Consider the following 22,396-nt stretch of genomic DNA (forward strand, 5'->3'; position numbering starts at 1 on the left):
GCGTGGCGCAAATCGTTCAAACGCCGAGCCTGCCCATGACCCTCGCCCGTTCCGCCGCCGTCGGCCTGATCGCCATCCTGATGTGTTCGACCTCTGCGCTCGCCCAGACCGGTCGCATCGACCCGGCCCGACTGAACGAAGCCACCCGCGTTCTGGCGTCCGATGAGTTCGAAGGTCGCGCCCCGGTCACGCCCGGCGAAGACCGCACCATTGAGTGGTTGTCGCAGCAGTTCCAGGCGCTCGGTCTCGAACCCGGCGGCCCGAACGGATCGTGGGTGCAGGTCGCCCAGGTCAGCCGCACCAGCCAGGACGGCCCCGCCGCCATCAGCGTTTCCGCCAACGGCCGCACGACCGAGCTTCAACGGGCCAAGGACGTCATCGTATCCTCCGACCGGCCGGTGGAGCGCATCAGCCTGACCGACGCGCCGCTGGTCTTCGTCGGCTATGGCGTCGACGCGCCCGAGCGTGGGTGGGACGACTACAAGGGCGTCGATCTGACCGGCAAGATCATGCTGGTGCTGGTCAACGACCCCGACTTCGGCGCGCCCGAAGGCCACCCGGTCAACGGCAAGTTCGACGGTCAGGCCATGACCTTCTATGGCCGCTGGACCTATAAGTTCCAGGTGGCGGCGGCGCATGGCGCGGCGGGCGTTCTGGTCATCCACGACACGCCGGGCGCGGGCTATCCATGGTCGACGCTGGAGAATTCCTCGACCGCGCCCAAGTTCGACATCGTCCGCGCCGACCCGAACAAGGAGCGCGTCGCGGCGCAGGGCTGGATTCAGGGCGCTGTAGCCGAACAGTTGTTCCGGGACGCAGGCCTCGACTTTGCCGCCCTGAAGGATCAGGCGCGCACGCCCGACTTCCAGCCCGTGGCGCTGGACGGCGTGACCATGTCCATCGACTTCGGCCAGAAGGCCGACCGGGTCGAGACGCGCAACGTCATCGGCCGCCTGCCCGGAACCAAATACCCGAACGAGACGGTGATGTTCGGCGCCCACTGGGACGCCTATGGCCGCGCCACGCCCAAGAGCGGCGACGACATCTATAACGGCGCCGTGGACAATGCGACCGGCGTCGCGGGCGTCATGGAGATCGCCCGCCTGTTCGCCGAGGGGCCGCGCCCCGAACGCTCGACCGTCTTCATCAGCTGGGCGGCCGAGGAAACCGGCCTGCTGGGCGCCGAATACTATGCCGCCAACCCGGTCTGGCCGCTGGAGACGACCGTCGCCAACATCAATATGGACAGCCTGCTGCCGGGGACCGAGATCGACCCCAACATCGTCGTCATCGGCGCAGGCAAGAACGATCTGGACGACCGGCTGGCGGTGCTGGCCGAACGCGAGGGTCGCCGCCTGATCCCCGACCCGGCGCCGCACGCGGGGGCCTTCTATCGCTCGGACCACTTCCCGCTGGCGAGAAAGGGCGTGCCCGCCCTGTTCGCGGCCGCTGGCTTCACCGGCCACAACGAAGCCAGCCGGGACTATGTCGCCAACCGCTATCATCAGCCAACGGACGAATGGACGCCGGAATGGACAATGGACGCCGCCGCCGCCGACGTTCAGCTGCTGTATGAGGTCGGCCGCGACCTGGCCAATTCGCGCGACTGGCCCGCATGGAAGCCGGGCGACGAGTTCGAAGGCGCGCGCAACGCCTCGGCATCGGCGCGCCAGTAATCGGCCGCAAGTGACGTGAAGCCGCCAAGGCGCTAGACCGCATCCATGACCAGCCTCCCCGAACTCCACGGCGTCTGCCCGCCGCGTTTCAACGCGGTGAAGGACGCCTTCGCCGCCAACTTCACCGACGCCCCCGAAGGGCTGAACGAACTGGCCGCGCGTTTCAGCGTGACCATCGACGGCGAGGTGGTGGTGGACCTGTGGGCCGGGTCGGCCGATCTGGCGGGGACCAAGCCGTTCGCCGAGGACACGCTGGTCCCGGTCTTCTCGACCGGCAAGGCGGTGATGGCGCTGATGATCGCGCGCTGCGTGGACAAGGGGCTGTTGTCCTATGAGGACCGGGTCGCCGATCACTGGCCCGCCTTCGGCGCGGCAGGCAAGGATCAGCTGACCGTCGGCCAGTTGATGAGCCACCAGTCCGGCCTGCCGGGCTTCGACGGCGGGGCCGAACCCGCCATCTGGTTCGACCGTCAGGCGGTGCTGGACAAGCTGGCGGCCCAGACGCCGATGTGGGCGCCGGGGACGGCGTCCGGCTATCACCCCATCACCATCGGCTATCTGGCGGGCGAGCTGTTCCGCATCGTCGACGGGCGGACGATGGGAACGGCCCTGCGCGAAGACTTCGCCCAACCGTTCGACCTGGACCTATGGATCGGCCTGCCCGAGGCCGAACACGGCCGAGTCGCCCAACTGCGCAAACCCGCCGCCGCGCCGGACCTCGGCGCCATCGACGCGATCAAGAAGGCCGCCTTCCTGGATCGCGGCTCGGCCCCCGGCGGGCGCGGCTCGACCGAGTGGCGGATGGCGGAGATTCCGTCGGCCAACCTGCACGCCACGGCCAAGGATCTGGCGCGAATGATGTCCATCGTCGCTACCGGCGGCGCTCTGGACCACCTGGCGGTGCTGTCGGAAGAGACCCTGGCCCAGGCCACGCGCGAGCGCATCCACGGACCGGACCGGGTGCTGCCCTTCGACATGAGCTGGGCGGCGGGCTTCACCCGCAATCAGGGCCTGAACATCTTCGGCCCCAATCCCGAGGCGGTCGGCCACTGCGGCTGGGGCGGGTCGATGGTCTTCGCGGATCAGGCGGCGGGCGTCTCGGCCGCCTACGTCATGACGCGCCAGTCGCCGCACCTGATCGGCGATCCGCGCGCCTTGAGGTTGATCGACGCGCTTTACGAGGCGCTTTAGGCTTCCGGTCCCCAGGCCAGCTGATCGTGGACGATCAGCCAGCCGTCGACCGTGCGACGCAGGATGCGGGTGAACAGGCCGCGATGGGTCTTGCCGTCGCGCGTCATCACCGCCCGGCCCGAGACCACCGCCGTATTGACGTCGAACTGCAGGGTTTCGAACCATTCATAGGACAGGGCGCCCAGGCCGCCCGGCTCGGCGGCGCGGGCGTCCAGGGCCGCGCGCACGCTGTCCGGTCCCTTCAGGGGCGTGTCGCCCAGGAAGACCAGCAACGGCTCGTCGTGGACATAGGTGGCCATGACCGCGTCCACCTGACCCGAGGTCCAGGCGGCGGCGGCGGCGTCCAGGGCGTCGCTGACCGCATCGAAGGTTTCGGCCGTGGTCGGCGGCGCGGCGACGGGCGCCGGCGCGCCCTCGACAGGAGCCGGGGCGGCGTCTCGCGAGGCGCCCACGCGCGCGGTGCGGATCACTTCATCGCCGCCGCCCATGACGCTGCTGCTTTGAGCGCAGGCCGAGGTCCCCCCCGCGATCAAGGCGGATACGGCGAGGGCGGAGAGCAGGCGGGAGCGGATCATCATCGCCTTCTCTTTAGGACGGGACGGCCTTCGACCTCAACGCGAAGTCGAAGGTTTCTCGCCGATGGCGTCCATTCGATCCTCGGCGGGATCGTCCAGCAGGCCTGGTTCGGGCGCGACGATGGTCTCGGCCGTATGCGCCGCGCGACGCACCTTGAGCACGGCGCCGACGGCGAAGACGGCCACGGCGACCCAGATGAAGACGAAGGAGGCGATGCGCAGCGGCCCCAGGGCCTCGCCTTGCAAGGCGCCGATGATGAAGACGATGGTCGGCGCCAGGAACTGCAAGAAGCCCATGCTCGACAGGGGCATCCGCCGCGCCGCCCAGGCGAACAGGGCCAGGGGAATGACCGTGGCCGGTCCGGCGAACAACAGCCACAGGGTCGCCGAGGGCGAGGCGGTGAAATGACCCGCGCCCGTGCTTTCGATGTGAATCAGCCAGATCAGACCCGGCAGGGCCAGCAGCAGACACTCCAGGAACAGCCCCGTCTGGGCGTCGACCGAGACGCGCTTCCTGATGATGCCGTAGGCCGCAAAGGTCAGGGCCAGGATGATCGAGACCCAGGGCGCGTGTCCGAGGGCTATGGTCTGCAGCAGCACTCCGACCGCCGCCAGCGCCATGGCGATCTTTCCGGCCCAGTCGATCTTCTCACGGAACAGCCACGCCCCCGCCGCCATGTTCAGCAGCGGATTGAGGTAGTAGCCGAGCGAGGCGTCGAGGGTCCGCCCGTCGTTCACGGCGATGATGTAGGTGGTCCAGTTCCCCGCGATCAGCACCGCGGACAGGGCCAGCCAGCCCAGCACCCTGGGCTGGCGCAGCACGGCCAGGACCTGCGTCCACTGGCGCGACAGCATGACCAGCAGCGCGGCCCAGACCAGGCCCCAGACGGCCCGGTGCCCCATGATCTCCCAGGCGTCCGCCCCCTGATGGCCCATCTGCTGGAACACCAGGGGCACGAACCCCCAGATCAGGTAGCAGAAGACGCCCGCCGCCAGGGCGGCGCGGGCTTCGGAGGCGGGAGCAGGGGAGGCGCTCACTCTGGTACCTTTCGACCCCCGCCGCATCGCCGACGCGGCGGGGGTTCAACACATATGACGCCCCTCACGCCTCGCGCCACGCGCGAGGCGTGAGGGACCTCTGCTTACACAGTCAAAGTGCGATAGCCGCTCTTGGGCGAGATGACGCCGGTCTCGTCCAGCAGCTGGGCGATCTGCACGGCGTTCAGGGCCGCGCCCTTGCGCAGGTTGTCCGACACCACCCAGAAGGACAGACCGTGCTCGACGGTCGGGTCCTTGCGGATACGGCTGACATAGACGGCGTGCTCGCCCGCGGCGTCGACCGGGGTGATGTAGCCGTCGTGCTCCTGCTTATCGACGACCAGGATCCCCGGCGCCTCGCGCAGGATCTCGCGGGCTTCGTCCGGGGCGATCGGACGGTCGAACTCGACCGTCACGGCTTCGGAATGGCCGACGAAGACCGGCACGCGCACGCAGGTGACGGTCAGCTTGATCGACGGATCGATCATCTTGTGCGTCTCGTCCCACATCTTGGCTTCTTCATCGGTGTAGCCGTCCTCGTTGAAGGCGCCGATGTAGGGGATGACGTTGAAGGCGATCTGCTTGGGGAATTTCTTCGGCGTGGCGTCGCCCAGGCCGTAGATGGCCTTGGTCTGGTTCCACAGCTCGTCCATGCCTTCCTTCCCGGCGCCCGAGACGGACTGGTAGGTCGAGACGACGACGCGCTTGATCTTGGCCGCGTCATGCAGCGGCTTCAGCGCCACCACCAGCTGGGCGGTCGAGCAGTTGGGGTTGGCGACGATGTTCTTCTTCGTCGCCAGCTTGGCGGCGTCCGGGTTCACCTCCGGCACGATCAGCGGCACGTCCGGGTCCATGCGGAAGGCCGAGGAGTTGTCGATGACGATGGGACCGGCCTTGCCGATCTTCTCGGACCATTCGCGCGACACCCCGCCGCCGGCGCTCATCAGCACCAGGTCGACGCTCGAGAAGTCGAACTGCTCGATGTCCTCGCACTTGATGGTGCTGTCGCCGAAGGAGACCTCGACGCCTTTGGATTTTCGAGAGGCGATCGCGTGCATTTTCTCGACGGGGAAGTTCACTTCCTCGAGGATGGCCAGGATTTCCCGGCCGACATTGCCTGTGGCGCCTACGACGGCGACGCGATAGCCCATGATGAAATCATCCTTTGTTCGGGGGCGTTTGGGAGAAACGCTTCTGCATTTGGGTCCTTCGCAGCCGCGAAGCAACCAGAATCCTCCAATTCGGCGCCGGAATCCGCGAACGCCTTCCCCCGGCCCCATCGGGGAGCTATCTGCTGGCCATGACCTCCCGCATCCGCAACGCCTACGACATCCGCGTGGAAGAGGGCGTGATCACGCCCGAACCGGCCCAGGCCGCCCTGATCGGCGCGCTTGAGCGGCTGGAGAGCGACCTGTCGAAGAAGGGGCTGTTCGGCGCCCTGCCTGAGGTCAGGGGCATCTACATCTGGGGCCCGCCCGGACGCGGCAAGTCCATGCTGATGGACCTCTTCTATTCCTCGACGCCCGAGCAGAGGAAGGTCCGCGCCCACTTCCACGCCTTCATGGCGCGTATCCACGACCTGGTGAAACAGTGGCGCGAAGGCACGTCGCGCAGCCGCAAGGAAGTCTTCGGCACGCACAAGGGCGACGACCCCATTCCGCCCATCGCCGCCCTGATCGCCTCTGAGGCGCGTCTGCTGTGCTTCGACGAGCTTCAGGTCACGGACATAGCCGACGCCATGATCCTGGGCCGTCTGTTCGAGGCCCTGTTCGAAAAGAAGGTGGTGCTGGCCGTCACTTCGAACCGCGCGCCCGAAGATCTCTACAAGAACGGCATCAACCGCCAGCTCTTCCTGCCCTTCATCGACATCCTGCGCCAGCGCTGCGACGTGGTCGAGACGGCGGGCGCCCGCGACTTCCGCCTGGACCGCATGAGCGGAGCCAAGGTCTGGTTTTCGCCCCTGGACGCCGAGGCGCGGCAGGGGTTCGAGACCCTGTGGGCCGACCTCAAGGGCGGCGAGCCGGAGGAGCCCATCGCCCTGCCGGTGCTGGGCCGTGAGGTGAAGCTGGAGCGCACGGTCGGCGCCATGGCGCGCGCGACCTTCAACGAGCTGTGCGGCCGTCCGCTGGGACCGCAGGACTATCTGGCCGTCGCGCGGCGCTTCCACACCCTGTTCCTGGCCGACGTGCCCCTGCTCAGCCCGGCCAACCACCACGAGGCGCGCCGCCTGGTGACGCTGGTCGATGCGCTTTACGAGGCCAAGACCCGCCTGGTCGTCCTGGCCGAGGCCGCTCCCGAGGCGCTCTACACCGAGGGCGTCGGCGCCTTCGAGTTCGAGCGGACCGTGTCCCGCTTCAACGAGATGCAGAGCGAGGCCTGGCTGGAGCAGCGTGAGGAAGCCGAGGCGGCCTGAGCCCTTTTTCCGCTCATCCCCAACGCCGTAACACCGTCATCCTCGGGCTTGACCCGAGGATCGAGCATTGGACGGGCGGGAGGGCGGCGGAACGGGCGCGGCCGTCGGATGCCGGGAGCAGGAGGACGGCCCGATCCTCGGGTCAAGCCCGAGGATGACGGCGGGAGAGACCCCACGAAAAAGGGCCGCACCCGAAGATGCGGCCCTTTCCAATTTAGACGCCTAAGCGCTCAAGCAGCGAGCCGCCGCGCGGCTCGCGTCAGCGCCCTTAAGCCAAGGAAGGCTCAATGTCCTTGCAGGCCTGGATCAGGCCCTGGACCGAGGCGACCGACTTAGCGAACATCGCCTTCTCGTCGTCGTTGGTGGTGAACTCGATGACCTTCTCGACGCCGGCGGCGCCGATCAGGGCCGGGACGCCGACGTAGAGGTCCGACAGACCGTATTCGCCCGACAGCCACACGGCGCACGGCAGGACGCGCTTCTGGTCCAGCAGGTAGGACTTGGCCATGGCGATGGCGGATTCAGCCGGGGCGTAGAAGGCCGAGCCGGTCTTCAGCAGGGCCACGATCTCGCCGCCGCCCTTGCGGGTGCGCTCGACGATGGCGTCCAGATCGGCCTGCGACAGGAAGCCAGCGGCGACGGCGTCCGGCAGCGGCAGGCCGCCGACCGTCGAGTGGCGCACCATCGGCACCATGTCGTCGCCGTGACCGCCCAGGGTCCAGGCGTGGATGTCCTGCACCGAGACGCCGGTCTTTTCAGCCAGGAAGTAGGCGAAGCGGGCCGAGTCCAGCACGCCGGCCATGCCGATGACCTTCTCCTTGGGCAGGCCTGAGAACTTCTGCAGGGCCCAGACCATGGCGTCGAGCGGGTTGGTGATGCAGATGACGAAGGCGTTGGGGGCGTGCTGCTTGATGCCCTCGCCGACGGCCTTCATGACCTTGAGGTTGATGCCGATCAGGTCGTCGCGGCTCATGCCCGGCTTGCGCGGCACGCCGGCGGTGACGATGCAGACGTCGGCGCCCGCGATGTCGGCGTAGTCGTTGGCGCCCTTCAGGGCCACGTCCTGACCGAAGACGGCCGAGGCTTCGGCGATGTCCAGAGCCTTGCCCTGGGGGGTGCCTTCGGCGATGTCGAACAGGATGACGTCGCCCAGCGCTTCGCGCGCGGCCACGTGGGCCAGGGTTCCGCCGATCATTCCGGCGCCGATAAGGGCGATCTTCGCGCGAGCCATTCAGGTCTCTCCAGTCGATATTGCGTGTGCGAAACGGTAGTCGCTGGAACGGCGGTCTAGACCTGTCGGCGGATCGCGGCAAGCGTTCCGCGTTGCGCCTTTCGTCGGGGCCTGCGAGGCTGCGGCCATGGCCAAACCCACGGACGCTCCACCGATGACGGACGCCGCCTATGAGGCGCGCGCCCTGGCCGAGGCCCTGGCCTGGCGCGATCGCCAGCTGAAACGGCCTGGCCTGTGGGACAAGACCACCCGCGCGACCCAGGACCGCATCAACCGCGTCATTCCCGAGCGCGTGCACGAGATCGTGACCGGCGCCGTGCAGCAGATGACGCGCGGCCTGCTGGCCGGATCGGAGTGGACCACCGCCCGCCCCCTGACCGAAGGCGCCCTGCAGGAGCGCGAGGCCAGGGTTCGCACGCGCGTCGAGCTGTATCGCACCACCGCCAGCGTCGAGGGCGGGGTGGCGGGCGCCGGGGGCTTCCTGATGGCGGCGGCGGACTTTCCCGCCCTGATGGCGATCAAGGTCAAGATGCTGTTCGAGATCGCCGCCCTCTACGGCTATTCCGGCCGCGACCTGAAGGAGCGGGTGATCGTCCTGCGCATCTTCCAGTTGGCCTTTTCCAGCGCCCGGCATCGGCCCGAAGCCCTGGCCGCGCTGGAGGCCGCCATGCGCGCGCCGGACGATCCCGACGCCCTGAAGGCCTTCGACTGGCGCAAGTTCCAGCTGGAGTACCGCGACTACATCGACGTGGCCAAGCTGGCCCAGCTGCTGCCCCTGGTCGGCGCGCCGATCGGGGCCGTGGTCAACTGGCGCCTGACCCAACGCCTGGCCGAGACGGCGATGAACGCCTATCGCCTGCGCCTTCTCGCCGATCAGGATGCCGCATGAGCTTCACCGCCGATCCCGCCTTCGAGGCCGCCTCCGTCTTCACCGCCGACTGGCCCCTGTGCCAGGTGCGTTTCCAGGACGACGCCCGCTTTCCCTGGCTGATCCTGCTGCCCCGCGTCCCCGGCGCGGTCGAGCTGGAGGACCTGTCGCCCGAGCAGCGCGCCCTTCTGAGCGAGGAGATCGTCCGCGCCGGCGCCCTGGTGCGCGAACTGGGCGCCCTGCGCGAGGCTCCCGTCGACAAGCTGAACGTCGCCGCCCTGGGCAATGTCACAGCCCAGCTTCATATCCATGTCGTCGGCCGTCGGCGCGACGACCCCCTGTGGCCCGATCCGGTCTGGGGACGTCCGGGGGCGGTTCCGTGCGCGCCGGAAACACGCGATCCCGCCCTGGCGCACATCGCGGCCTTTTGACTCTAGGACGGAGGGCCGACTTTCGTCGGAATCGGCCCCCTTCGTTGACACCCCCCCGTCTGCGTCACTAAAGCCTGTTGCACTGCAATCCGGCCCTGAAATTCCTCGGGTTTTTTGAGAATCATTCGCATGTCGAACACTCCCACGGCTGCGGGCGAAACTGGCGACCGGACGGGCCGCTACGTCCGTCACCCCAACGGGCACGTCGCACCGATGTCGCCCTTCACCGATATCTGGCGCTGGCACATGACCATGGTCGCGTCGATCCTGTTCCGCGTCACCATCGGCGCGGCCAGCGTGGGCGCGATCCTGCTGCTGGGCTGGGTCGCCGCCACGGCTTCCGGCCCGGACGCCTTCGCCTCGGTCGCCGCCTTCTCGGGCTCGCCGTTCGGCCTGTTCATCTGGTTCGGCCTGACCTGGGTGCTGTTCTCCTTCCTGCTGAACGGCGCGCGCCACCTGATCAACGACACCGGTCGTGGGCTGACCATCAAGTCGGCCAATCTGCTGGCGCAGATCGCCGTCTGGGGCCCGATCGTCCTGGCCGTCCTGTTCTGGGTCGTGCTGTTCGCTGCTGGAAAGGTTTCGCTGTGAGCGCCGCGCCGAAGTTCAAGAACAATGTGAAAATCTCCGAGCGTCACGGCGCCGGGGAATGGAAACTCGAGAAGCTGGCTCTTCTGGCCCTGATGCCGCTGGGCCTGTGGGTCCTGTCGTCGGGCTTCACCCTGGCCGGCGCCGACTACGGCGCGGTCATCGCCTGGTTCGGCAGCACGCTGAACGCCGGCCTTCTGGCCGTGACGGCGGTGGTCTTCTGCCTGTTCGCCAGCCTAGCCTGGAAGGTGATCATCGAGGACTACGTCCCCGCCTCTTCCCGCTCTGGACTGGTTCTGGTCTCGAACCTGGTCTTCCTCGTGCTGGCGGCCGCCAGCGTCTTCTTCATCGTGCGTCTGGCGCTGGGCTCGGCCCCGCTGCCGGCCGGAGTCTGACCCCGCCATGGCTGCATACGAGCTTATCGATCACGAATACGACGTCGTCGTCGTCGGCGCCGGCGGTTCTGGCCTGCGCGCCGCCCTCGGCGCCGCCCAGCAGGGGCTGAAGGTCGCCTGCGTCACCAAGGTCTTCCCGACCCGCTCCCACACTGTGGCGGCGCAAGGCGGCATCTCCGCCTCGCTCGGCAACATGGGCGAGGACTCCTGGCAGTGGCACATGTACGACACCGTCAAGGGGTCGGACTGGCTGGGCGACCAGGACGCCATCGAATACCTGGTCCGCAACGCGCCCCAGGCCGTCTATGAGTTGGAACACTGGGGCGTGCCCTTCAGCCGCACCGACGAAGGCAAGATCTATCAGCGCGCCTTCGGCGGCATGACCCGCAATTTCGGCGAAGGCCCAGTGCAGCGCACCTGCGCCGCCGCCGACCGCACCGGCCACGCCATCCTGCACACCCTGTACGGCCAGTCGGTCCGTCGCGAGGTGAAGTTCTTCGTCGAATATTTCGCCCTGGACCTGATCATGCAGGACGGCGCCTGCACGGGCGTCACCGCGCTGCAGCTCGACACCGGCCAACTTCACCAGTTCCGCGCCAAGATGGTGGTGCTGGCGACCGGCGGTTACGGCCGCGCCTACTTCTCGGCCACCTCGGCCCACACCTGCACCGGCGACGGCAACGCCATGGTGCTGCGCGCCGGCCTGCCGCTGCAGGACATGGAGTTCGTGCAGTTCCACCCGACCGGCATCTACGGCGCCGGCTGCCTGATCACTGAAGGCGCCCGCGGTGAAGGCGGCTACCTGACCAACTCCGAAGGCGAGCGCTTCATGGAGCGCTATGCGCCGACCGTGAAGGATCTGGCTCCGCGCGACATGGTCTCGCGCTCCATGACCATCGAAATCCGCGAAGGCCGCGGCGTGGGTCCGAACAAGGACCACATCTTCCTGCACCTGGATCACCTCGATCCGGCCGTGCTGCACGCGCGCCTGCCGGGCATCTCGGAAAGCGCCAAGATCTTCGCCGGCGTCGATGTGACCAAGGAGCCGATCCCGGTCATTCCGACCGTTCACTACAACATGGGCGGCATCCCGACGAACTATCACGGCGAGGTCCTGACCCTGCGCGACGGCAACCCCGACAGCGTGGTGCCGGGCCTGATGGCCGTGGGCGAGGCGGGTTGCGTCTCGGTGCACGGCGCCAACCGTCTGGGCTCCAACTCCCTGACCGACCTGGTGGTGTTCGGCCGCGCCGTCGGCCTGCGCTGCGGCGAGGTCGTGGACAAGAACTCGGCCGTCCCGTCGGCTTCCAAGGCCCAGACCGACGAACACATCGCCCGCCTGGACCGCTTCCGCAACGCCTCGGGTTCGACGCCCACGGCGCACCTGCGTCTGGACATGCAGCGCGCCATGCAGGCTGACGCCGCCGTGTTCCGCACCGGCAAGACCCTTGAAGAGGGCGTGCAGAAGCTGCGCTCGATCGAGGCCGCCGGCGCCGACATCAAGACCACGGATCGCGGCCTGATCTGGAACACCGACCTGGTCGAGACGCTGGAATACGACAACCTGATCTCGCAGGCCCTGGTCACTATCGAAGGCGCGCTCAACCGCACGGAATCGCGCGGCGCCCACGCCCGCGAGGATTTCCCCGACCGCGACGACGAGAACTGGATGAAGCACACCCTGGCGTGGAAGCGTCCGGGCGAAGGCGTCCAGATCGATTACCGCCCGGTGCACAAATACACGATGACCGACGAGGTCTCCTACATCGAGCCCCGGGCTCGGGTGTACTAAGGAGGATTGCAGATGGTTCAGCTCAACCTCCCGCGCGGCTCCAAGCCGACCACCGGCAAGGTGCACAAGGCCCCGGCCGGCGCGCAGAACGTCAAGACCTACAAGGTCTATCGCTATGACCCCGAAGTGGACGCCGATCCGCGCTGGGACGTCTATGAGGTCTCGACCGACGATCACGGCCCGATGCTTCTGGACGCCCTGCTCCACATCAAGAACGAGATCGACCCCACCCTGTCGTTCCGTCGCTCGTGCCGCGAAGGCATCTGCGGCTCGTGCTCGATGAACATCGACGGCCGCAACGCCCTGGCCTGCACCAAGGGCTGGGCCGAGTGCTCGTCGCACAACATCACCATCGCCCCCCTGCCGCACCAGCCGGTGGTCAAGGACCTGGTGACGGACCTGTCGCTGTTCTACGCCCAGTACGACTCCATCCAGCCCTACCTCCAGTCCGACCTGCCGGACCCGGAGAAGGAGCGCCTGCAGTCACCGGAAGACCGCGAAAAGCTGGACGGCCTGTACGAGTGCATCCTGTGCGCCTGCTGCTCGACCTCATGCCCGAGCTACTGGTGGAACCAGGAAGAATACCTCGGCCCGGCCGCCCTGCTGCAGTCCTATCGCTGGATCGCCGACAGCCGCGACGACGCCACCCAGAAGCGTCTCGACGACCTCGAGGACCCCTTCAAGCTGTATCGCTGCCACACGATCATGAACTGCGCCCAGGTCTGCCCCAAGGGGCTGAACCCGGCCAAGGCGATCGCCGAGACCAAGAAGCTGATGGTCTCGCCGTCGCGCAAGAAGACGGCCGCCTGATCCAACCGATCAGGACGAAAAGAAGGGCCCCCGGAACCGCTTGGTTCCGGGGGTTTTCCTTGGCCGTCGCGTAGCAAGGCTTGCCAAGCCTGCATCCAGAGTTAAGACCGCTTCCATGCCCAAGATCACCTACATTGAACACGACGGAACCGAGCACACGGTCGAGGTCAAGAAAGGCCTGTCCGTCATGGAAGGCGCGATCCGCAACAATGTACCGGGCATCGACGCCGATTGCGGCGGCGCCTGCGCCTGCGCCACCTGCCATGTCTATGTCGACGAGAACTTCGCCGCCGAGACGGGCCGCGCCTCGGCCATGGAGGAGTCCATGCTGGACTTCGCCGAGAACGTCGAGCCGAACAGCCGCCTGTCCTGCCAGATCCGCGTCACCGACGACCTGGACGGCCTGATCGTGCGCCTGCCGGAAAGCCAGCACTGAGATGATCGACGCCCGGTTGCTGGACGCGGTCGGGTCTCTGGCCGCGCGGCCGAGGGGTCAAGTCAGCATCGACCTCGTGGACACCGACCGACGCCTCAGTCCGCCGGCATCCGGCCGTAGTTGACGGCGATGCGGCCGATCAGGCCCTTGACGATCAAGTCGACGGGCGAGCCTTCACGATAGTCGCCCGCCGCGACGAAGTTGACCCGGTCCTCCGAGATCAGGCGGTGGATCTTGTCGTGGTCGCGCGGGGTGCTGTCGGGGTCGTAGACGGCGATGGAGAAGCCGCCCTTGGTGTGCATCATCTTCATGGTCGGCACGTCGGTGTCGCCGTCGCCCAGGAAGATCATGCGGTCGAAGGGGATGGGGCGCTCCTCGTCCGGGATGAAGCGGTTGATGCGCTCATCCTCCCAGTGGTTGTGCACCCCCTTGTTGATGCGGAACAGATACTGGGTCTTGGTCGTGTAGTTGACGCCCACGGCGGGCCAGACCGCCACGTCCTCATCGTCATAAGCGTATTTCGAGGCGAAGACGTGGGTGAAGGCCTCGGCGATGGGGCAGCCCTCGATCATCTCGGTCAGGCCCGCCGAGATGATGTAGTGCTCGATCTCCAGCCCGAACTGGGCGCCGAAGGCGTTCATCCGGTCGAACCAGGAGCGGTCGCGCAGGCCCTCGAACAGAGCCACGTCGCGGCCGTGATCGCGCAGCGTCTGGCGCGTCACCGGGGCGCCCTGTTCGCGCGCGGCCAGCAGCATCATCTGCATGTACATCAGGATGCCGTCGCCGTCCGAGGCGATGGTCCGTGGACGGACGGTCTCGTTCCAGAACTGGGCCGGCGTCATCCCGATCGAGGGGATGAAGCTGACCTCCTGCATGTTTCCCCGAGCCAGGGTGCCGTCGAAATCATAGATGACGGCGGTCTTGAGCAGGGGGCGGGTCGTGTCGGCCATGAGGACGTCCTGGAAGGCTTGGACACGCCCTCTAGCACGACTGGACGGCCAAGATCAGCCCAGCAGCAGTTCCGGCGCAGCCGTCGGCGCCGTCGCCTCGACCGGCAGGTGCAGGATGAAGGCCGCGCCCTTGCCCGGCTCCGACTGAACCTCGGCCCAGCCGCCGTGCAGTTCGACCAGCGCCTTGACCAGGGCCAGGGCCACGCCCGGCCCGCCGCGCTCGCGCCGCACGAAGCGGTCGAAGACGTGGGCCTGCAGGTGATAGGGGATGCCCCGGCCGGTGTCCTCTACGCGGATGCGGACCTCGCCCGGCCCGGCCTCGGCGGTCAGGCTGACGGCGCCGCCTTCGGACACGGCGCGGCAGGCGTTCTCCAGCAGGTGATCGACCGCCTGGGCGATGCGGCGGGCGTCGGCGCGGATCGGCTTCAGCCCGGTCGGGCAGGCCAGGTGCAGCGTCGCGCCGCGGCCCTCGACCTTGGCCCTGATCTTTTCCGCCGCCTCGTCCAGCAGGTCGCAGACCCGCACGTCGCCCAGGGTCAGCTCCATCTCGCCTGCGTCGATCTGGGCCATGTCCAGCACGTCGTCGATGGAGCGGGCCAGATGGCTGGCCGCCACACGGATGGCGCCCGCGTGCTGGCGGCTGCGTTCGGGCAGGTCGCCCATCGCCTCCAGCAGCTCAGAATAGCCGACGATGGTCGTCAGAGGCGTGCGCAGTTCATAGGAGACGCTGCCGACGAACTCGCGCTTCAGGGCCTGACTCTCGGCCAGGGCGGCCTCCTTGGCGGCCAGGGCCTGCTCCAGTTCACGGCGGGCCGTCACGTCGAAGAAGGCGACCAGGGTGGCGCCGTCGGGCAGGGGGCGGGTCTGCCAGGCGGCGATGCGGCCGTCCTCGGTGCGACCCTCGCCGGAAATGGCCACGCGGCTTTCCGGATCGGGATCGGCCACCCGCGCCTTCAGCCCCAGCCACAGGGCGGCGTCGGGCAGGACCGGGCGGCACAGAGCGGCCACGGCGTCGAAGTCGCCCGCCTCCATCAGCCGCTCGCCGGGGACGCCCCAGAAGCTCTCAAAGGCTTCGTTGTGCAGCCGCAACCGTCCGTCCGAGCCGAACACGGCTACGGCGTCGTTCAGCTTGTCCAGCGTCGCGCGCTGGACCTGAATCTGGGCGTTGTAGCGGCTGCGAAGCTGCAGCTCGCCGGTGATGTCCGAGAAGATCAGCAGGATGCCGCCCAACGGGTGCGGCTGGCGCACCACCCGCAGCGTCCGCCCGTCGGGCAGGGACCAGCTGTCGTCCGGCGAGGCCTGGGCGGCGCCGTAGAAGTCCAACTCCTCGGCCTTCCAGGCGGCGTAGTCGACGACCTCGGGCAGCAGGCGCTTCTGACGCAGTCGGTCCAGCAGTTCGGCGTGGGTCGGGCGCTCGTCCAGCCAGGCCGGATCGACCCCGAACAGCGACTGGAAGGCGGTGTTGTGGAAGGCCAGCCGCTTGGACGGGCCGAAGATGGCCACGGCGTCGGCCAGATGGTTCAGCGTCTCGTCATGCGCCTCGACGTGACGACGCAGGGTGTCGCGCGTCTCCTCGGCCTCGGTCATTTCGATGGCGAAGGCGATGACGGCGCCGCGCCCGCCGGCCAGCGGCTCGGCCAGGATCTTCCACGCCCGGCGCCGCCCGCCCGCCGTGGTCCAGCGGAAGCCTTCCTGACGCGCGTTCAGGCGCAGGGCCTCGGCCACCACGGCGTCGGCGCCCCGATCGAAGCTGAGGGTCCGGCTACGCGCCTCGTCCAGCGTCTCGGCGCCCGTCTCCAGCAGCCAGGCGCTGTTGGCCCAGATCAGGTGGCCCGCCCCGTCCACCACCCAGGTCGGAGCCGGGGACTGCTCGGCCAGGGCGCCGGGGCCGGCCTCGCCGCCCTTGTCCGGTCCGCCCAGGCGCGACAGCCGCAACCAGGTCCCGCCGCCGTGCGCCCGCCCTTCGACGGCCCAGGCGCCGTCCGGGGTCTCCAGCAGGGTCTCGAACGCCTCGCCCGCGTTGACGAGCGCCTCCATGCGGCCGGTGTGGGATTGCCTCAGGGTCGACAGGACAGCGTCGGCGGCCCCCGCCGCATCCCGGCCCGGCGCCAGGGCCGCCAGCATGTCCGGAGCGCCGAAGACGCTCTCGATCTCGCCGTCCGGGTCGAGGCCCAGGCGCACGTCGTCGAACGCCATCAACGCCGTGGCGCCCGTGGTCGCCTGGACCTGGACGCCGGCGAAGCTCTCCTCGACCTCCATCTCGCGCGCGACCAGCCGGGCGCGCAGGCGCCAGGCCCAGACGCTGACCGCCAGCGCCAGCCCCGCCGCCCCCGCCGTGGCCGCAAAGGCGATGTCGGCCGCGAGATCCGCCTCGGCCATGCCTTCCCCAGAAATTCCGATCCAAGCGTCAGCCGCCCGTCAGGACAGGCCGATTCGGCGTTTACCATACTCTGATTGGGCGAATTGCGATGCGGCCCATGCACGCGCGGCTCCGTCCCTGATTGCGACCGGCCCCGACGCGGGCGATATCCCTTGCCATGACCACGCCCTGGACCGACCAACTCGCCCCCTCGCTCGACGATTTCGCCCGCCTGGCCGAGGAGGCCTTCGCCGGATTGCCCGACCTGTTTCGCCAGGCGGCCGGGGAGGTCGTCATCCGCATCGACGACTTCGCCGACGAGGAGACCCTGCGCGATCTGGAGATCGAGGACCCGTTCGAACTGACCGGCCTCTATTCAGGCGTCCACATCGGCGAACGTGACGCCATGGGTCCGGCGCCGGAGCCGTCGCGCGTCTTCCTCTATCGCCGTCCGATCCTCGACGAATGGTGTGAGCGCGGCGACGTCGGCCTGGCCGAGATCATCGCCCACGTCCTGATCCACGAGATCGGCCACCACCTCGGCCTGGACGACGACCAGATTCACGCCATCGAAGATGACGATGACTGAAGCGGCCGAGACCTCCATCCCGCCGCTGCTGCACATCGAGAACGCCAGCGTCGTGCGCGCCGAGCGCCGCATTCTGGACGACGTCAGCCTGACCCTCGCGGCGGGCGAACACACGGCCATTCTGGGCCGCAACGGCTCGGGCAAGTCGACGCTGGTCAAGTTGATCCTGCACCAGCTCTATCCGGTGCATGGCGCGCGGGTCGAGGTGTTCGGCCAGAGCCCCTGGGACATCTTTTCCCTGCGCCGCCGCCTCGGCTTCGTCTCGCCCGCCGCCCAGGCGGACCTGACCGGCGAGGATGCGCTGGAGGTGATGGACGCGGTCGTCTCAGGCTTCTTCGCCTCGCGCGGGGTCTGGCGGCGCGAAACGATCACGCCGGCCATGCGCGACGCCGCCGCCGAGGCCCTGCACCGCATGGGGGTCGAGCATCTGATCGGCCGCTCCATGGCCACCCTGTCGTCCGGCGAGGCGCGGCGTGTGCTGATCGCCCGCGCCCTGGCCCACCGGCCCGACGCCGTCCTGCTGGACGAACCGTGCGGCGGGCTGGACCCGGCGACGCGCCGCCTGTTTCTGGACAGCCTTCGTCCGCTGGCGCAGGGCGGCGCCACCCTGATCCTGGTGACCCATCACATCGAGGAAATCCTGCCCGAGATCGACCGCGTCATCATGATGAAGGACGGCCGCGTCGCCCGCGACGGCGCCAAGGCCGACATGCTGACCGACGCCGCCCTGACCGACCTGTTCGGCCTGCCGATGACGGTCTCGGACCGCGACGGCTGGTTCGGCCTTCAGCTCAGCTAGGCGATCCGTTCCAGCTTCGCCGCGAAGAAGCCGTCCAGACCGCCCTTTTCCGCCCATTGCGACGGCAGGATGCGCAGCCAGCCTTCGGGGGTCAGCGCCTCGTCAGGCGCGCCGACCTCGGCGGGAACGGCGGCGACGGTGCGGAAGGCCGGATTGCGGCGCAGGAAGGCGATCACCTGCGTCTCGCCCTCTTCGCGCTCCAGCGAGCAGACGCAATAGACCAGACGGCCGCCCGGCTTCACCTTCCCGGCGGCGGCGTCCAGCAGGCGGTGCTGCACGTCGGCCAGCTTGGCGACATCGGCGGGACGGGTGGCGCGCAGGACTTCCGGGTTGCGGCGATAGGTGCCGGTGGCCGTGCACGGCGCGTCCAGCAGAACGGCGTCGAAGGCGCGGTCGTCTTCCCAGTCCTCGGCCGGGACGGCGACGACCTCGGCCTTGAGGTTCATGCGCTCGAAATTCTGGCGCAGGCGCTTAAGGCGCGCCTCGGAACGGTCCAGCGCTGTCACCTCGGCTCCGGCGGCGGCCAGTTGCAGCGTTTTGCCGCCCGGCGCGGCGCACAGGTCCAGCGCCGTCTCGCCCGCCTTGACCGCCAGCAGGCGCGCCGGGACGGCGGCCGCTGCGTCCTGCACCCACCAGTCGCCCGCCTCGAAGCCGGGCCAGGATGCGACGTCGCCCCGCTTGCCGGTGCGGACCGTGCCGCCGGGCAGGGCCTCCCCCTCGACCGACGCCGCCAGTTCGGCCGGGTCCACGCCGGGCTTGGCCGTCAGGTCGGTGGCGGGCTCCTCGCGCGTGGCCAGGGCCAGGCCGATCAGGGCCGCCTCGCCATAGGTGGCCTTCCAGCGCTGGGCCAGCCAGTCGGGCAGATTGGCTTCCGCCGTCGTCAGGCCCGGACCGTCGCGGCCGACGCCGCGCAGCACGGCGTTGACCAGATTCTTGTAGGGGCGCGTCTTTGGATCGCGCTCGGCCAGCTTCACCGCTGTCGACACCGCGGCGAAGGCGGGCGTCTCCAGCACCAGGGTCTGGGCCAGTGCGATGCGCAGGATGGTCATGACGGCCAGCGGCGGCGCCTTCTGCAGGCGGCGCTCGAGGATTTGGTCGATCTCGCCCAGACGGCGCAGGGCCGCCATGGCCACAGCGCGAGCGAAGGCGCGATCTTGAGGCGGCAGGTCGCGCGCTGGCGATTGGGACAGGGCCTCGTCCAGACCGGTGCGCTTCTCCAGCGCCGCGTTCAGCAGCAGGCCGGCGACCAGGCGCGCCTCGACGCCGATGTCGGCGTGGGGGTCGTCTGCGGCCGGGCGCGGCGCCGGTTCGCGACGCGGGCCGCGCGCCTTCTCGGCGATGCGGCGGCCGCGCGCGGCGGAGCTTTTGCCCTTGGGCGTCCCCCCGCTCACACCGACACCTGGGTGCCGAGTTCGACCACGCGGCCGGGCGGAATGCGGAAGAAGTCGGTCGGGTTGGCGGCGTTACGCATCAGGAAGATAAACAGCTTGTCCTGCCAAAGAGGCATGCCCTGGCGGGCGGTGGGAACGACGGAACGGCGGCCCAGGAAGAAGCTGGTCGACATGATGTCGAACTTCAGCCCCTGCTTGCGGCACAGGCCGAGCGCGCGCGGCACGTTCGGCGTCTCCATATAGCCGAAGGTCAGGGTCAGGCGCTTGAAATCATCGCTGATCGGCTCGACCGCCACCCGCTGGAGATCCGGCACGCGCGGCCGGTCGGACGTGTGCACCGTCAGGATGATGTTCTTCTCGTGCAGCACCTTGTTGTGCTTGAGGTTGTGCATCAGGGCCACCGGCGCGACATCGGCGTCCGAGGTCAGGAAGATGGCCGTGCCCGGCGCCCGGTGCGGCGGACGGGCGCGCAGCATCTCGATCAGATCGGTCAGCGGCAAGCTGTCCTTGCGCGTCTTGTCGGTCAGGATCTGCGTGCCGCGCACCCAGGTCCACATCAGCATGACCAGACCGCCGCCCAGCACCAGCGGCATCCACGCCCCGGCGGGAATCTTCAGCAGGTTCGAGGTCAGGAAGACCGCATCGATGAAGCCGAACGGCACCAGCGTCAGCAGCACGGCCCACATCGGCCACTTCCACTTGTGCCGCACCACGGTGAAGGACATCAGGGTGTTGACCATCATGGTGCCGGTCACCGCCACCCCATAGGCCGCCGTCAGATTGTGCGAGGACTGGAAGGTCACCAGGACGAACAGCACCCCGACCATCAGCAGGCTGTTGATCGCAGGCACATAGATCTGACCCGCCTGGGTCTCGGAGGTGTTGCGGATGTCCAGTCGCGGCAGGAGGCCGAGCTGGACCGCCTGCTGCGTCACCGAGAAGGCCCCTGTGATGACCGCCTGGCTGGCGATCACCGTGGCCGCCGTGGCCAGAATCAGCATGGGCCAATAGACCAGTTGCGGCACCATGTTCCAGAACGGGTTGTCAGCCGCGCCGGGGTGCGACAGCAGGAAGGCGCCCTGACCCAGGTAGTTCAGGGTCAGACAGGGCAGGACGATGAACAACCAGCCCTGGCGGATCGGCGACTTGCCGAAATGGCCCATGTCCGCATACAGCGCCTCGGCGCCGGTGACGGCCAGGAAGACGCTGCCCAGGATGACGAAGCCCAGGAAGCCGTCGGCGATCAGCAGCTTGATCCCGTAATAAGGCGACAGGGCCTTCAGGATCGACAGGTCGTCGAAGATGTGCGCCACCCCCATCAGGCCCAGAGACAGGAACCAGACCAGGGTGATGGGGCCGAAGAACCTGGCCAATCCGGCCGTACCGCGCGACTGCACCAGGAACAGGGCGATGAGAATGCCCGCCGCCAGGGGCACGATGAAGGGGTCGAGGCGTCCGTTCAGGCCCGGCGCCTCCTGCAGGCCCTCGATGGCCGACAGCACGGAAATGGCCGGGGTGATGACGCCGTCGCTGTAGAACAGGGCCGCGCCGCAGACGCCCAGGATGAACAGCCAGGCGCTGCGTCGCCCGATGGCGTGCTGGGCCAGGGCCATCAGCGACAGGGTGCCGCCTTCGCCCTTGTTGTCGGCCCGCATCAGGAACATGACGTATTTGAACGTCACCACCACCATCAGCGCCCAGAAGGCCAGCGACACCACGCCGATAACGGCCAGGTCGCCCTCGACGCCCTTCTGGGCGTGGCCGATGGCCTCGCGCAGGGCGTAGATGGGGCTGGTGCCGATGTCGCCGAACACCACGCCGATGGCGCCCAGGATCAGGGCGCGACGGCCGGCCTTCCCGCCCTGACCCCGGGACCCGCCGTCAGGCGGAATCTGGGCGTTCGCGGGAGAGGAGGCGTTGGCGGTTGGCGCGGCGTCGCCGCGGGGCGTGTCCCCGACCATGCAATGTTTTCTCCGGGTCGCGCGAGGAGGCGCGCGCCCATCAAGAGCGGCGGGCCTTTAGACCTTTTCCGTCAGCGGTTCAATCGCGCCCCGGTTCCGGGCGAGCTGCGGACGACAGGATGCGACGGTCGTCCTTGGCCTGAAGCAGCACCACCACCCCTTCATCGATCCCCGTGTCCTGAGGCAGGAGGAACAGCACCGGTCGCCCGTTCCAGTCGCCCAGACGGCGCACCTCGCGCACCACATTGACGTGGGTCACGGCCCGGCCGCGATTGTCGCCGCCCTTGACCTCGACCGTCTGCTGCCCCGGTTGATAGACGACGGCGACGACCTCGGCGCCGCCTTCCGGCGGACGCCCCGAACCCACGCCGACGCGATCGCCCGTCTCGCGGAATTCGATCTCGGGCGGCCAGCCCCGGTCACGCGCCTCGGCCTCGACAGCGGCCTTCAACTCGGGCGGACGGGCGCCGGAGACATGACGCCGCCCGTCGATCACTACCTGAGGCGTCGAGACGTTCCGCAGCTTCAACGCCTGGCGATAGGCGCGCTGGCGCTCGGCGAACTCGGGCCGGGCGAAGGTGTCGGACCAGCCCAGATAGTCCCAGTAGTCGACGCCGTAGGTCAGGACGATCACGCCCGGATTCTCGGCCACCGTCTCGACCGTGCGGTTGGCGTCGGGACAGCCGGCGCAGCCCTGGGCGGTGAACAGTTCGACCACGACCGGCTGGACCGGAGCGTCGCGCTCGCGCGACGGCGCGGCGGCGGCGGCCAGCAAGCCCAAGCCTGCGGCCGCCGCCGTCATCCCGTACCTGAACAGGCCCCGTGCCATCATGGCGGCGATCCTATCCCTTCGACCCGATAACGCCGCTCATAAATGCGTGAGCGGCGCGTCGGGCGCGACGA

21 protein-coding genes are annotated in these 22,396 nt (G+C 68.6%); 12 read left to right on the top strand and 9 right to left on the bottom strand.

Going from position 1 to position 22,396, the window contains the following annotated elements; translation table 11 throughout:
- The first annotated feature begins 35 nt into the window (after nucleotides 1–35).
- Nucleotides 36–1,676 (top strand): M28 family metallopeptidase, encoded by a 1,641-nt coding sequence (locus V8J38_RS00775; protein WP_338577415.1) that lies wholly within the window; start codon nucleotides 36–38, stop codon nucleotides 1,674–1,676.
- A gap of 45 nt (nucleotides 1,677–1,721) precedes the next feature.
- Nucleotides 1,722–2,867 (top strand): serine hydrolase domain-containing protein, encoded by a 1,146-nt coding sequence (locus V8J38_RS00780; RefSeq protein ID WP_338577416.1) that lies wholly within the window; start codon nucleotides 1,722–1,724, stop codon nucleotides 2,865–2,867.
- On the opposite strand, the gene V8J38_RS00785 is transcribed toward V8J38_RS00780, so the two are convergent.
- From V8J38_RS00785 to V8J38_RS00795, 3 genes are all read right to left on the bottom strand, one after another.
- Nucleotides 2,864–3,445, bottom strand: a complete 582-nt coding sequence (locus V8J38_RS00785) for a YybH family protein (RefSeq protein ID WP_291780630.1) — start codon at nucleotides 3,443–3,445, stop codon at nucleotides 2,864–2,866. The genes V8J38_RS00780 and V8J38_RS00785 overlap by 4 nt on opposite strands.
- A 33-nt stretch (nucleotides 3,446–3,478) precedes the next feature.
- On the bottom strand, nucleotides 3,479–4,480 hold the full coding sequence (gene rarD, locus V8J38_RS00790; protein WP_338577419.1) for an EamA family transporter RarD: 1,002 nt from the start codon (nucleotides 4,478–4,480) through the stop codon (nucleotides 3,479–3,481).
- A gap of 104 nt (nucleotides 4,481–4,584) precedes the next feature.
- Nucleotides 4,585–5,631 (bottom strand): aspartate-semialdehyde dehydrogenase, encoded by a 1,047-nt coding sequence (locus tag V8J38_RS00795; RefSeq protein WP_338577421.1) that lies wholly within the window; start codon nucleotides 5,629–5,631, stop codon nucleotides 4,585–4,587.
- A 149-nt stretch (nucleotides 5,632–5,780) separates the two neighbouring features.
- Here V8J38_RS00795 and zapE point away from each other — a divergent pair, with 149 nt between their 5' ends.
- The gene (gene zapE / locus V8J38_RS00800; RefSeq protein WP_338577422.1) at nucleotides 5,781–6,893 is read left to right on the top strand and encodes a cell division protein ZapE; all 1,113 of its coding nucleotides are present in this window, start codon (nucleotides 5,781–5,783) and stop codon (nucleotides 6,891–6,893) included.
- 268 nt (nucleotides 6,894–7,161) lie between these two features.
- Here zapE and mdh read toward each other — a convergent pair whose 3' ends face one another.
- A complete protein-coding gene (mdh, locus tag V8J38_RS00805; protein ID WP_087141327.1) occupies nucleotides 7,162–8,124 on the bottom strand; it encodes a malate dehydrogenase in 963 nt (320 codons plus the stop codon).
- 127 nt (nucleotides 8,125–8,251) lie between these two features.
- Between mdh and V8J38_RS00810 the strand changes: the two genes are divergently transcribed.
- From V8J38_RS00810 to V8J38_RS00840, 7 genes are all read left to right on the top strand, one after another.
- Complete coding sequence (locus V8J38_RS00810; protein ID WP_338577425.1) at nucleotides 8,252–9,013, top strand: EcsC family protein; 762 nt, start codon at nucleotides 8,252–8,254, stop codon at nucleotides 9,011–9,013.
- Nucleotides 9,010–9,423, top strand: coding sequence for an HIT domain-containing protein (locus V8J38_RS00815; protein ID WP_338577426.1), 414 nt, complete (start codon nucleotides 9,010–9,012; stop codon nucleotides 9,421–9,423). The genes V8J38_RS00810 and V8J38_RS00815 overlap by 4 nt, the downstream gene beginning before the upstream one ends.
- Before the next feature lie 129 nt (nucleotides 9,424–9,552).
- Nucleotides 9,553–10,014 (top strand): succinate dehydrogenase, cytochrome b556 subunit, encoded by a 462-nt coding sequence (sdhC, locus tag V8J38_RS00820; RefSeq protein ID WP_409450055.1) that lies wholly within the window; start codon nucleotides 9,553–9,555, stop codon nucleotides 10,012–10,014.
- Nucleotides 10,011–10,406 carry a succinate dehydrogenase, hydrophobic membrane anchor protein gene (locus V8J38_RS00825; RefSeq protein ID WP_291780615.1) on the top strand — a complete coding sequence of 132 codons (396 nt, stop codon included), beginning with the start codon at nucleotides 10,011–10,013 and terminating at the stop codon, nucleotides 10,404–10,406. The genes sdhC and V8J38_RS00825 overlap by 4 nt, the downstream gene beginning before the upstream one ends.
- A gap of 7 nt (nucleotides 10,407–10,413) precedes the next feature.
- Nucleotides 10,414–12,198, top strand: a complete 1,785-nt coding sequence (gene sdhA, locus V8J38_RS00830) for a succinate dehydrogenase flavoprotein subunit (protein ID WP_338577429.1) — start codon at nucleotides 10,414–10,416, stop codon at nucleotides 12,196–12,198.
- Nucleotides 12,199–12,210: 12 nt separating this feature from the next.
- Complete coding sequence (locus tag V8J38_RS00835; RefSeq protein ID WP_291780609.1) at nucleotides 12,211–13,008, top strand: succinate dehydrogenase iron-sulfur subunit; 798 nt, start codon at nucleotides 12,211–12,213, stop codon at nucleotides 13,006–13,008.
- A 115-nt stretch (nucleotides 13,009–13,123) separates the two neighbouring features.
- The gene (locus V8J38_RS00840) at nucleotides 13,124–13,444 is read left to right on the top strand and encodes a 2Fe-2S iron-sulfur cluster-binding protein (RefSeq protein WP_291780606.1); all 321 of its coding nucleotides are present in this window, start codon (nucleotides 13,124–13,126) and stop codon (nucleotides 13,442–13,444) included.
- 95 nt (nucleotides 13,445–13,539) lie between these two features.
- Here the strand turns inward: V8J38_RS00840 and V8J38_RS00845 are convergent, their stop codons facing one another.
- The gene (locus V8J38_RS00845; protein WP_087141411.1) at nucleotides 13,540–14,394 is read right to left on the bottom strand and encodes an HAD family hydrolase; all 855 of its coding nucleotides are present in this window, start codon (nucleotides 14,392–14,394) and stop codon (nucleotides 13,540–13,542) included.
- Nucleotides 14,395–14,448: 54 nt separating this feature from the next.
- Nucleotides 14,449–16,773 (bottom strand): ATP-binding protein, encoded by a 2,325-nt coding sequence (locus V8J38_RS00850; protein WP_338577433.1) that lies wholly within the window; start codon nucleotides 16,771–16,773, stop codon nucleotides 14,449–14,451.
- A gap of 158 nt (nucleotides 16,774–16,931) precedes the next feature.
- Between V8J38_RS00850 and V8J38_RS00855 the strand changes: the two genes are divergently transcribed.
- Nucleotides 16,932–17,342, top strand: a complete 411-nt coding sequence (locus V8J38_RS00855) for a metallopeptidase family protein (RefSeq protein ID WP_312221047.1) — start codon at nucleotides 16,932–16,934, stop codon at nucleotides 17,340–17,342.
- A complete protein-coding gene (locus V8J38_RS00860) occupies nucleotides 17,335–18,141 on the top strand; it encodes an ABC transporter ATP-binding protein (RefSeq protein WP_338577436.1) in 807 nt (268 codons plus the stop codon). Before V8J38_RS00855 ends, V8J38_RS00860 begins: the two co-directional genes overlap by 8 nt.
- On the opposite strand, the gene V8J38_RS00865 is transcribed toward V8J38_RS00860, so the two are convergent.
- The 3 genes from V8J38_RS00865 to V8J38_RS00875 all read right to left on the bottom strand — a co-directional run bounded on the left by V8J38_RS00865 (nucleotide 18,138) and on the right by V8J38_RS00875 (nucleotide 22,325).
- Complete coding sequence (locus tag V8J38_RS00865) at nucleotides 18,138–19,532, bottom strand: RsmB/NOP family class I SAM-dependent RNA methyltransferase (RefSeq protein ID WP_338577437.1); 1,395 nt, start codon at nucleotides 19,530–19,532, stop codon at nucleotides 18,138–18,140. The two genes, V8J38_RS00860 and V8J38_RS00865, sit on opposite strands and share 4 nt — an antisense overlap.
- Entirely contained in the window at nucleotides 19,529–21,493 is a 1,965-nt protein-coding gene (locus V8J38_RS00870) for a potassium transporter Kup (protein ID WP_338577439.1), read from the bottom strand. The genes V8J38_RS00865 and V8J38_RS00870 overlap by 4 nt, the downstream gene beginning before the upstream one ends.
- Nucleotides 21,494–21,572: 79 nt before the next feature.
- A complete protein-coding gene (locus tag V8J38_RS00875; protein WP_338577440.1) occupies nucleotides 21,573–22,325 on the bottom strand; it encodes a DUF1223 domain-containing protein in 753 nt (250 codons plus the stop codon).
- Between the last annotated feature and the right edge of the window lie 71 nt (nucleotides 22,326–22,396).

It is taken from the genome of Brevundimonas olei, assembly GCF_037055245.1.
GTDB classification, from domain to species: Bacteria; Pseudomonadota; Alphaproteobacteria; order Caulobacterales; family Caulobacteraceae; genus Brevundimonas; species Brevundimonas olei.